The 10,847-nt window shown below is 68.7% G+C and carries 10 protein-coding genes and 1 tRNA gene; 5 read left to right on the top strand and 6 right to left on the bottom strand.

Annotated elements, in window-relative coordinates:
* Positions 1 to 107 precede the first annotated feature (107 nt).
* From ACFQRC_RS13365 to msrA, 3 genes are all read left to right on the top strand, one after another.
* Entirely contained in the window at positions 108 to 1,094 is a 987-nt protein-coding gene (locus ACFQRC_RS13365) for an LD-carboxypeptidase (RefSeq protein ID WP_379962058.1), read from the top strand.
* Positions 1,095 to 1,109: 15 nt separating this feature from the next.
* Positions 1,110 to 2,045 (top strand): aldo/keto reductase, encoded by a 936-nt coding sequence (locus tag ACFQRC_RS13360; protein ID WP_379962056.1) that lies wholly within the window; start codon positions 1,110 to 1,112, stop codon positions 2,043 to 2,045.
* 67 nt (positions 2,046 to 2,112) lie between these two features.
* A complete protein-coding gene (gene msrA / locus ACFQRC_RS13355) occupies positions 2,113 to 2,748 on the top strand; it encodes a peptide-methionine (S)-S-oxide reductase MsrA (protein ID WP_379962054.1) in 636 nt (211 codons plus the stop codon).
* Positions 2,749 to 2,763: 15 nt separating this feature from the next.
* Here the strand turns inward: msrA and ACFQRC_RS13350 are convergent.
* The 3 genes from ACFQRC_RS13350 to glpX form a co-directional block, all read right to left on the bottom strand.
* Positions 2,764 to 2,838: transfer RNA gene (locus tag ACFQRC_RS13350), tRNA-Glu, on the bottom strand.
* Positions 2,839 to 2,884: 46 nt separating this feature from the next.
* On the bottom strand, positions 2,885 to 4,678 hold the full coding sequence (gene recJ / locus ACFQRC_RS13345) for a single-stranded-DNA-specific exonuclease RecJ (RefSeq protein WP_379962052.1): 1,794 nt from the start codon (positions 4,676 to 4,678) through the stop codon (positions 2,885 to 2,887).
* Between the two features lie 126 nt (positions 4,679 to 4,804).
* The gene (glpX, locus tag ACFQRC_RS13340; protein WP_379962050.1) at positions 4,805 to 5,791 is read right to left on the bottom strand and encodes a class II fructose-bisphosphatase; all 987 of its coding nucleotides are present in this window, start codon (positions 5,789 to 5,791) and stop codon (positions 4,805 to 4,807) included.
* 49 nt (positions 5,792 to 5,840) lie between these two features.
* Between glpX and ACFQRC_RS13335 the strand changes: the two genes are divergently transcribed.
* On the top strand, positions 5,841 to 6,227 hold the full coding sequence (locus ACFQRC_RS13335; protein WP_379962048.1) for a hypothetical protein: 387 nt from the start codon (positions 5,841 to 5,843) through the stop codon (positions 6,225 to 6,227).
* Between the two features lie 19 nt (positions 6,228 to 6,246).
* Here ACFQRC_RS13335 and ACFQRC_RS13330 read toward each other — a convergent pair whose 3' ends face one another.
* Genes ACFQRC_RS13330 through ACFQRC_RS13320 form a run of 3 tightly spaced genes read right to left on the bottom strand, consistent with a single transcriptional unit; the run spans position 6,247 to position 9,222 of the window.
* The gene (locus tag ACFQRC_RS13330; RefSeq protein WP_379962046.1) at positions 6,247 to 7,425 is read right to left on the bottom strand and encodes an LL-diaminopimelate aminotransferase; all 1,179 of its coding nucleotides are present in this window, start codon (positions 7,423 to 7,425) and stop codon (positions 6,247 to 6,249) included.
* A 47-nt stretch (positions 7,426 to 7,472) separates the two neighbouring features.
* Entirely contained in the window at positions 7,473 to 8,762 is a 1,290-nt protein-coding gene (locus ACFQRC_RS13325; protein WP_379962044.1) for an APC family permease, read from the bottom strand.
* A 4-nt stretch (positions 8,763 to 8,766) separates the two neighbouring features.
* Entirely contained in the window at positions 8,767 to 9,222 is a 456-nt protein-coding gene (locus tag ACFQRC_RS13320; RefSeq protein ID WP_379962042.1) for a hypothetical protein, read from the bottom strand.
* A gap of 68 nt (positions 9,223 to 9,290) precedes the next feature.
* Here ACFQRC_RS13320 and ACFQRC_RS13315 point away from each other — a divergent pair, with 68 nt between their 5' ends.
* Complete coding sequence (locus ACFQRC_RS13315) at positions 9,291 to 10,820, top strand: M20/M25/M40 family metallo-hydrolase (protein ID WP_379962040.1); 1,530 nt, start codon at positions 9,291 to 9,293, stop codon at positions 10,818 to 10,820.
* Positions 10,821 to 10,847: the final 27 nt, after the last annotated feature.

Here is a 10,847-nt window from a genome sequence, read left to right as displayed (position 1 = left end):
GCGCCGGTTTCGGGACGGGTGTCGCCGCCGGAGACCGACGCTGCTATGCACGGGGGATGCTCAGCAGACGAACAGCCTTGCAAGGCCTGGCCGCGGCCGCCGCCGTCTTGACGTTTCCGCCTGCCGCGGCTTCCGCCCGGTCCCCCATTCGCAAGCCGCCCCGGCTGCGCCCCGGGGACGTTGTCGGCCTGATCGAGCCGGCCGGTTTCACCGACGACGAATTCGATCTTCGGCTCGTCGAGGAAAATGTGCGCGCGATGGGGCTCGTCCCCAAGGCCGCGCCGCACCTCCTCCAGCGCTACGGCTATCTCGCCGGAAAGGACGAGGCGCGCGCCGCCGACGTCAACGTTTTCTATGCGGACGAGGATGTGCACGCCGTCTTCGCCGTGCGCGGCGGATGGGGATGCGCGCGCATCCTGCCCCACCTCGATTTCGACCGCATCCGCGCCAATCCCAAGCTGCTCATCGGCTTCAGCGACATCACCGCTTTGCACCTGGCCTTCGCCGCCCGCGCCGGCTTCGCGACGATCCACGGACCGAACGCCGCGAGCTCGTGGGGAGAGCTGTCCTGGAACAGCTTTCGAGAACTCGCCTTCGAGGCCGGGACGCCTCTCTACCGCAATCCGGAAGCGACCGACGATCGCTTGGTCCGGACGCGCTGGCGGACGCGGACGCTACGGCCCGGCAAAGCTTCAGGTCGGCTTCTCGGCGGCAACCTCACCGTCCTCGCCGCCCTGGCGGGGACCCCCTATCTGCCGGACTTCGACGGAGCGATCCTGTTTCTCGAGGATGTCGCCGAGGCCGAATACCGCATCGATCGGATGCTGACGCAGCTGGCGCTCGCCGGAATCCTGCGACGCGTCGCGGGCGTCATATTCGGCCAGTGTACCGATTGCCGCGCCTCCACGCCCTCTTATGGCGGCTTCACCTTGTCGCAGGTGCTGAAGCAGCACCTAGAGCCCCTCGGCGTGCCCGCCTTCCAGGGCGCGCTGATCGGTCACGTGGCCAATCAGTTCAGCATCCCCGTCGGAATCCGCGCGGAGATGGACGCCGAGGCCGGCACGATCCGTATCCTCGAACCAGCCGTGGCCTAGATGAAGGAGAAAAGCATGAGCGAGATGCGGAAGCTGGGGCGGAGCGGACTTTCGACGCCGCGCCTCATCCTCGGCGGCAACGTGTTCGGATGGACGGCCGACCGGGCGGCGAGCTTCGCCGTGCTCGACGCCTTCGCCGCCGCCGGCGGAAGGATGATCGACACGGCCGACGTCTATTCCTCCTGGGTTCCGGGCAATGAAGGCGGCGAATCCGAAACCATCATCGGCGAGTGGCTGAAGGCGCGCGGGCTGCGCGACAAGATGCTCATCGCCACCAAAGGCGGCTATGCCGAGGGGCTGGCGGCGGACCGGATCGCGGCCGCCGCGGAGCGTTCGCTTGTCCGGCTGGGGATCGATACGATCGACCTTTATTACACGCACAAGGACGACCAAGAGACTCCGCTGGAGGAGACGCTGGGCGCGCTCGACCGGCTGGTCAAAGCGGGCAAGGTGCGCGCGATCGGCGCGTCGCAGATCGAGCCGGACCGGCTCGGCCAGGCGCTCGACATCAGCGAAGCGCATGGGTGGGCGCGCTACGAGGTGCTCCAGACCTGGTACAATCTCGTCGAGCGGCCGCGCTTCGAAGGCGCGCTGGCCGACGTGGCGCGCCAGCGAGGGGTCGCCACCGTCTCCTTCTACAGCCTCGCCAGCGGATATTTGACCGGCAAATATCGAACCGAGGCCGATCTCGGGCAGAGCGTCCGGGGCGGGGGCGTCGCGACCTACCTGGAGGGCAACGGCCCGCGCGTCCTCGCCGCGCTCGATGCGGTGGCGGCGGAGACGGGGGCGACGCCGGCGCAGGTCGCTTTGGCCTGGATTGCCGCCCAGCCGGGCGTCGCCGCGCCGATCGCCAGCGCCACCAGTGTCGCGCAGGTCGAGGAGCTGATCGGCGCGATGAATTTGGAGCTGAGCGAGGCGCAGGTCGCACGGCTCTCGGCGGCGTCTACCTAGCCGGCCCTTCCGCGAACTCCGCCCGCCAAGCCTTGATTCGCGTGCGTCGGGGGCCAGATGGACTTTCATGATCCGCCGCTTGTCCCTGTTCGCCGCGCTCGGCCTCGCCGCCTGCGCGCCCGATTACCAGCCCAAGGTGGAAGGCGGCAACGGCGTGGCGGCCGCGCCGGCGCCGTCGGGCGAGACCGAGACCGCGATCTTCGCGGGCGGTTGCTTCTGGTGCACCGAGGCCGATTTCGAGAAGGTGCCGGGCGTCGTCTCGGCGGTGTCCGGCTATACCGGCGGAACGCTCAAGGATCCGACCTACGAGCAGGTGTCGGCGGGCGGGACCGGCCATTACGAGGCCGTGCGGGTGACCTACGATCCCACCCAGGTGAGCTACACGCAACTGGTCGATTATTATTTCCGCACCGTCGATCCGACCGATGCGGGCGGCCAGTTCTGCGACCGGGGCGACAGCTATCGCACCGCCATCTTCGTCAGCGGGCCGGAGGAGCGGCGGATCGCCGAGGCGGAGAAAGCGCAAGCCGTCGCCGCGCTCGCTGACGAGGTGGTGACGCCGGTGCTCCCCGCCGCGCCTTTCTATGACGCCGAGGCCTATCACCAGGATTATTACAAGGCCAACAGCCTCAAATACCGCTTCTACCGAACCCGCTGCGGCCGCGACGCGCGGCTCGCGGAATTGTGGGGGAGCGCGGGCTAGGACGTCGCGCGGAAATGGTGACCCCTACGGGAATCGAACCCGTGTTTCAGCCGTGAAAGGGCCGCGTCCTAACCGCTAGACGAAGGGGCCTGAGCCGGAGAGGCGCTTAAGTGAGGCTTGCCGTCCGGTCAACCGGTTAGTCGGCCCAGGCGGCGTCCTCCAGATGCATTTCCGCGCTGGGACGGTCGCCCCATTCGTCGCGCTTGATGCGGCCGGCGACCCAGAGCTTGCGGTGGCCGGGCGCGGCCAGCAGCGCCTCGCCGAGCGCGCCCTCGGCCATGCGGAAAGCGATCGCCTTGATGCGGCGGCCGTCGTCGCCGGCGACGATCAGGCGCAGGTGGTTCTGGCCGACCACGTCGGCCTTGACGATGCGCACCGGGCCGGCGGCGACGCGAGGGGCGGGCCAGCCGGCGCCATAAGGACCGCCGCCGTCGAGCGCGTCGCACAGGTCCGGGCAGACGCCGCCGGGAGCCAGCACGGCGTCGAGCATCAAGGCGCGGCCGTCGCGGCCGGCGGCGACCGCGCCCGCAAGGCGCTCGTCGAGAAAATCGGCGAGGGCGTCGATCCTGTCCTTGGCCACGGTGAGCCCGGCCGCCATCGCATGGCCTCCGCCGGCGATGAGCAACCCGCTATCCTTGGCGGCGAGCACCGCCGCGCCGAGATCGACGCCGGAAATGGAGCGGCCCGATCCTTTGCCGATGCCATCTTCGCCCAAAGCGACGACGATGGCGGGGCGGCCCAGTTTCTCCTTGAGGCGGCCGGCGACGATGCCGATCACGCCGGGATGCCAGCCCTCACCGGCGACCAGGGCCACGGCGCGATTGCCCTGGGCGGCGCACAAGGCCTCGGCGGCTTCGGCGACGAGCATCTCGATCGCGCGGCGCTCCTCGTTCAACCGCTCCAGCTCGGCGGCGATGGCGCGCGCCTCCTCCGCATCATCGGTGGTGAGAAGGCGGACGCCGAGGTCGGACTTGCCGACCCGGCCGCCGGCATTGATGCGGGGGCCGAGCGCCCAGCCGAGGTCGGTGCAGGTAGGATCGCGGGTGAGGCGGGAAGCCTCGATCAGCGCGGCGAGGCCGATGTTGCGGCGCGCGGCCATCACCTTCAGGCCCTGGGTCACGAAAGCGCGGTTGAGGCTGCGGAGCTGGGCCACGTCGGCCACCGTTCCGAGGGCGACGATGTCAAGCAGATCGACGAGGCGGGGCTCCTCGCGGTTGGCGAAGAAACCGCGCCGGCGCAGGACCCGGACGAGCGCGGCGCCGAGCAGGAAGGCCATGCCGACGGCGGCGAGATGGCCGTGGGCCGCGCCTTCCTCGCTCTCGTCGAGGCGGTTGGGGTTGACCAAGGCGAGCGCGGCGGGGAGGGCGGCGGCGCATTTGTGATGGTCGACCACGACCACGTCGACTCCGGCGGCCCGCGCCATGTCGAGCGCCTCAAACGCCTGCGCCCCGCAATCGACGGTGACGATCAGGGTCGCGCCGCCCTCGGCGATGCGCACCAGGGCCTCGCCGGACGGGCCATAGCCTTCCATCAGCCGGTCGGGGATATAGGCCTTGGGATCGCAGCCGAGCGCGCGCAGCAGGCGGATGAGGAGCGCCGCCGAGGTGGCGCCGTCGACATCGTAATCGCCGAATATCGTCACCGGCTCGCGGGCCGCGACGGCGTCGGCGAGCCGCTCGGCGGCCTTGTCCATGTCCTGGAATATGGACGGGTCGGGCATGAAGCCGCGGATGGTGGGCGCGCGGTGCCGTTCCAGCTCCTCGCGGACGATGCCGCGAGCCATCAGCAACTGATCGACCAGGTCGTCGGGGACGAACCCCGCGTCGGTCACGTCGCCCACCGCCCCGCGCCAGCCCCAAGGCTGGCCGAGAATCGAGCGGGAGACGCCGCAGGGGTGGACAAAGTCGGAAGCGGGAAGGTGAAGGTTCACGTCCTCACCCCTACGTCATTCCCGCGAAAGCGGGAATCCCGCTTGTTCTTATCACGGCTTGTTTCAAAAGAAGTGGGATTCCCGCTTTCGCGGGAATGACGGGGAGGGGGTTTCTCTCGATCCCGCTCAGCCGCACTGCATCCCCGGCTCATTCCGATGCTCGCCGCGTACCCAGCGCACCGTGCCGGTGCTGGCGCGCATCACCACGCTCTCGGTGCTAATGCAATTCTTGCGGCGCTTGACGCCTTCCAGCAGCGATCCGTCGGTGACTCCGGTCGCGGCGAAAATGACGTCGCCCTTGGCGAGATCCTGGAGGTGATAGATGCGGTCAAGGTCCTCGACCCCCCATTTGGCGGCGCGGGCACGCTCGTCGTCGTTGCGGAACACCAGCCGGCCCTGGAACTGGCCGCCGACACAGCGCAAGGCCGCCGCCGCCAGCACGCCTTCGGGCGCGCCGCCCTGGCCCATATAGACATCGATCGTGGTGTCGGGATCGGTGACGGCGATCACCCCGGCGACATCGCCGTCGGGGATCAGCATGATGCCGCAGCCGAGCGAGCGCAGCTCGGCGATCAGTTTCTCGTGGCGCGGCCGGTCGAGCACGCAGGCGATGATGTCGCCGGGCTCCACCCCCTTTGCCTTGGCGATAGAGCGGATATTGTCGCTCGGGCTTCTGGCGAGGTCGATCGTGCCTTCCGGATAGCCCGGCCCGATGGCGAGCTTGTCCATATAGACGTCGGGCGCGTTCAGCAGGCACCCTTGCTCGGCGATGGCGAGGACGGCGAGCGCGTTCGGCCCCGCCTTGGCGGTGATGGTGGTGCCTTCCAGCGGATCGAGGGCGATGTCGATGCACGGGCCGCTGCCCTGCGCAGAACCCACTTTCTCACCGATATAGAGCATCGGCGCTTCGTCGCGCTCGCCTTCGCCGATGACGACGGTGCCGTCCATTTCCAGCGTGTTCAAGGCGGCGCGCATCGCCTCGACGGCGGCGTGGTCGGCGGCCTTCTCGTCGCCGCGGCCGATCAGCTTCGACGCCGCGACCGCCGCGGCTTCGGTGACGCGCACCATCTCCAATACGAGCACGCGGTCGAGCACATGGCTTGCGGTCACCATTTTTTCTGTCATCCCTGTTGAAGTGTCGAGGCTGCGATAGGCGAGGCCTTTGTCAAAGTCGAGAATGGCGGCGATGTTCATGGCCGCGGCGCTGCCGGGCGCCGCGACGGCCCAGACGATCACGGCGGAGCAGGCGCTGGAGAATTACCGGGACCAGTTTCGGCCCGTCGCCGATGCGGGCTGCCCGACCGCCACCGGCGAAGGCGAGATCGTCGTCTGCGGCCGGCGGGACGGAGAGGCGGGGCGGCGCCTGCCGCTGCCGATCGAGCGAGATCCGGGCGAAGTCGGGCCGCGCATCGGCGAAGCGCCGACGGGCAGCGATGCCTTGTCGGCGGAGCGGTGCATCCGGCTCTGCCAGAGCCAGGTCGGCGTCAATCTGGACATGGTCATCAAGTTCGCCAAGGGCATCGGGCGCCTGCTGGAGGGCGACGATTGAGTCGCTCCCCGGCGAACGCTCAGACCCTGGCGAGGAACTGCTTCACGCCGCGCGCCGCCTGGCGGATGCGCTGCTCGTTCTCGACGAGGGCGATGCGGACGAATCCTTCGCCTTCCTCGCCGAAGCCCGCGCCGGGCGCCACGGCGACGCCGGCCTCGGTCAGCAGCCGCTTGGCGAATTCGACCGATCCCAGGTGGCGAAAGGCCTCGGGGATCGCGGTCCAGGCGAACATGCTGGCTTGCGGCGGCGCGATGTCCCAGCCGGCGCGGGCGAAGCATTCCACCAGCACATCGCGGCGCGCCTTGTAGAGCGCCCGGTTGGCCGCGATGATGTCCTGCGGTCCGTTGATCGCGGCGCAGGCGGCCGCTTGGACGGGCGTGAAGGCGCCATAATCGAGATAGGATTTGACCCGGGTCAGCGCGTGGATCAGCGTCTTGTTGCCGACCGCGAAGCCGATCCGCCAACCGGCCATCGAATAGGTCTTGGACATGGACGTGAATTCGACCGCCACCTCGCGCGCGTCCGGCACCTGGAGAATCGAGGGGGTGGGCGTGTCACCGAAATAGATTTCGGCATAAGCGAGGTCGCTGATGACCCAGAGCTTATGCGCGCGGGCGAAGGCGACGACCTTTTCGTAGAATGCGAGGTCGGCGACATAGGCGGTCGGGTTGCTGGGATAGCCGATCACCAGCACGGTCGGCTTGGGCACCGTATAGCGGATCGCATATTCCAGGCGCGTGAAGAAGTCCGGCCCCGGCGCGGCCGGGATCGACCGGATCGCGGCGCCGGCGATGATGAAGCCGAACTGGTGGATCGGGTAGGACGGGTTGGGCGCGAGCACGACGTCGCCCGGCGCGGTGATCGCCTGGGCGAGGTTGGCGAGCCCTTCCTTGGAGCCCAAAGTGACGATCACTTCGCTGTCCGGATCGAGATCGACGCCGAAGCGGCGGCTATAATAGCCCGCCTGCGCCTTGCGGAGGCCGGCAATGCCCTTGGACGCCGAATAGCCATGCGCCTTCGGGTTGCGCGCCACCTCGGCGAGCTTCTCCACCACGTGCGCCGGCGGCGCACCGTCGGGATTGCCCATGCCGAGGTCGATTATGTCCTCGCCGCGCGCGCGGGCGGCGGCCTTCATCGCGTTGACTTCGGCGAAGACGTAGGGCGGCAAGCGGCGGATGCGGTAGAATTCGTCGTTCATCGGGCGCCTGTAGAGCTTCCCCCGCGCCGGGTGAAGCCCGCGGGAATTCATTGCTGTTCGCGCCCCTGGCGCCGGGCGACCGCATAGAGCAGCAATCCGGCGGCGAGCAGCCCGATCAGCATCCGCCACGATGCCCATTCGGATTGGAAGGCGGCCCACAGGCAGATGGTGAGGCCCAATCCCATCAGCACGATCGTGGCGGCTTTCGTCTTCCTTCCCGCTTTTCGCTCCGCGCGCGGCAGTGCGGCGATGCAGCCGGCATAGACGAAGAGACGGGCCAGCGTGCTCACCACCGCCAGCCACAGGAAGCTGCCTGTGAGCGCGAGAATGGCGCCGAGCAGGCCCATGAACAGGACCGAGTTGGCCGGTGTGTGGAAGCGTCCGTTCACCGCGCCGAACCAGCGCGGAAGCAATCCCTCGCGGGCGAGCGCGAAGGTGACGCGCGGCGTCGAGGTGAGCGAGCCGGCGAGATTGCCGGCGACCGAGGCGAGCGCCGCCACGGTCAGCAGCAGCCCGCCCGCCGGACCCGCCACCGCGACGGCGAAGGCGACGAGCGGCGCATCGGGCGTCTCGCCGGCCGGCATCACCGCGACATAAGCGAGCTGGATGATGAAATAGAGCGCGGCGGTGGCGACGATGGTCAGGATCAAAGCGCGCGGGATCGTGCGGCCGGGATCGTCGGTCTCGCCGGCCGGCACGACCGAATTCTCGAAACCGATGAAGGCGTAGAGCACGAGCAGGGCGGCGGCCTCGATGCCGGCGAGCGGCGGCACGGGGCCGGGCGCGGGCAGCGCGTCGGCCGCGGCGCCGAGACCCCACAAAGCGATGCCGACCAGCGGCGCGGCCTTCAGCAAGGTGAGGCCGTCGAGCGCGCGGACGGCGCGGCGGACGCCGACCATGTTGACCCATGTCAGCCCGCCGCACAGAGCCAGGATCGTCGCCGCCCGCCCCGCTCCGGTGCCGAGCGGCGCCCACAAGGCGGTCGCGTAGAGGGCGAATACGTTTGCATTGGCCGCGAGCGCGGTGACGCGGGCGAGGTAGTAAAGCCATCCGGCCTGGAAGGAGGCGAGCGGGCCGAACGCGGCGGTGTAGGCGACCGGCCCTCCCGATTGCGGGAACAGGGCCGCCAGCCGCGCGAAGGGGAGCGCGACGAGCAGGATGAGCAGCCCGAAGATCGGGAACAGCCAGGGGCTGAACGCGCCGAACTGAAAGTGGAGCGTCGCCGGCAGCGCGAAGATGCCCGCGCCGACAATGCCGTTGAACGACAGGAAGGCCGATCCGGCGAAGCCGATCTCTCGGCGAAGGGGCGCCGAAACTTCGTCCGACCGGCCGGTCATCCGCTCAGACTTCCCAATGGGTCATGAAGTCCCTCAGCGCCCGCGCGTCGTGGAGGGCGTTGTGCGGGACCTTGCTGATCGCGGCGGTGCTGAAACCGGGGCTCCGGATCAATTCGAAGCGCAGGGTGCCGACCGGCGCCATCTCGCCCTCGCCGGTGACGAGCAGGGCGCAGAAGAGTGCGATGTCGTCCGGCCAATCGGCGAGGATCAACGGATCGAGATCGCCGGCGAGGAACTCGGCGAGCTGCTCGGCCGCGGCGAGGCGCGAGACCGGCGCGCAATCGTGGCCGGGAGGCACGTTATTGAGATAGGGCACGACATGCTTCGCGACCCAGGGGTGAAGCGGCGAGGGCAGCGGCAGCACGATGTAGAATTCCTGGTCGCCATGCTCGGGCACGAGCGCCAGACTCATCAGCTCGCCGCCGAGGCCGTTAAATTCGGTGTCCAGAAAATAGCGCATGGGCTGGACGCTATTCCCCTTTCGGGCTCTACTGTCCACCGACAGCCATCGAAGGGGGTTTTTTGAAGATGCAGGACGACAGAAACGCTTTCGCCACCGGCCGCCGCACCTTGATGAAGGGGGCCGCCGCCGGGGCGATGCTGTTCGCGCCCGGCGCCGCGCTCGCCCAGTCGGGCGACATGGCCGCGATCCGCAAGGCGGTCGAGACGGGGCACGACGCCTCGGTCGCGCGGATCCAGGACTGGATCCGCAATCCCTCCATCGCCGCCGAAGACCTCAACATGGATCAGGGCGCCGATTACATGGCGCGCCTCGCTCGCGACGCCGGCTTCCAGCATGTCGAAAAGGTGCCGACCGACGGCCATCCGGGCGTGTTCGCGACATTGGACGCGGGCGCCAAGCGCTGGATGGGCATCTACTTCATGTACGACGTGAAGCAGTTCGACCCGGCCGAGTGGTCGTCGCCGCCGCTGGAGGCGCGAATCCTCGACAAGCCCGATTGGGGCAAGGTCATCATGGGGCGCGGGGCGGTCAACCAGAAGGGACCAGAGGCGACCTTCCTCGCCGCGCTTCACGCGATCCGCGCGGCGGGGCGCAAGCTGCCGGTCAACCTCGTCCTCGTCGCCGAGGGCGAGGAGGAGATCGGATCGCCGCATTTCTCGCAGATCGTCCAGCGGCCGAATGTCTTCGCGGCGCTCAAGAAGTGCGAGGGCGTCATCATTCCCGCCGGCTGGCAGGCGAAGAACGGCGCGGTCAGCATCAACCTCGGCGCCAAGGGCCTGATCGAGGTCGAACTGGTGTCGAGCGGCGAGAAATGGGGCCGGGGCCCGCTGAAGGATATCCATTCCAGCCAGAAGGCGCATGTCGACAGCCCGGTCTGGCGGCTGGTCCAGGCGCTCCAGACCCTGGTCAGCGCCGACGGCAACACTCCCGCCATCGACGGCCTGTTCGAGCATGTCCGCCCGCTGACGGCGCGCGAGAAAGCGCTGATCGCCGAAAATGCGCGCGAGAATAGCGAGGCCGATGCGATGAAGGCGCTCGGCGTCAAGCATTGGGTGAATGACGAGCCTTGGCAGCAGTCGCTGGAGCGGCTCGCGTCGCAGCCCACGGTCAACATCGAGGGGCTGGTCGCCGGCTATACCGGACCCGGCGGCAAGACCATCCTGCCGGCGCGCGCCGTGGCCAAGCTGGACCTTCGCATGGTGCCGAACATGACCGCCGAGGACACGCTCGCGAAATTGAAGGCGCATCTCGCCAAACGCGGGTTCGGCGACGTCGAGGTGAATATGAGCGGCGGCTACGATCCCACTGAAACCGCCGAGGACAGCCGCGTGATCCGCGCCCAGCAGGCTGTCTATACCCGCGCCGGCGTGCCCCACAGCCTCTATCCGAGGAGCGCGGGCTCGTGGCCAGGCGTCGTGTTCACCGGCGCGCCGCTATCGCTGCCCGCCGGCCAGTTCGGCCTCGGTCACGGCAGCGGCGCCCACGCGCCGGACGAATATTATGTGATCGAAAGCAGCAACCCCAAGGTGGAGGGTCTCGACGGCGCCACCATGGGCTATGTCGATTTCCTCTATCAGATTGCCAGCATCACCTGACGGAGCGCGGCGCGGCGGTCGGAATTC

Origin of the sequence: Enterovirga sp. GCM10030262 (genome assembly GCF_042666435.1) — a bacterium.
Lineage (GTDB): Bacteria > Pseudomonadota > Alphaproteobacteria > Sphingomonadales > Sphingomonadaceae > Allosphingosinicella.
This window is presented reverse-complemented; position numbering and strand designations above follow the sequence as displayed.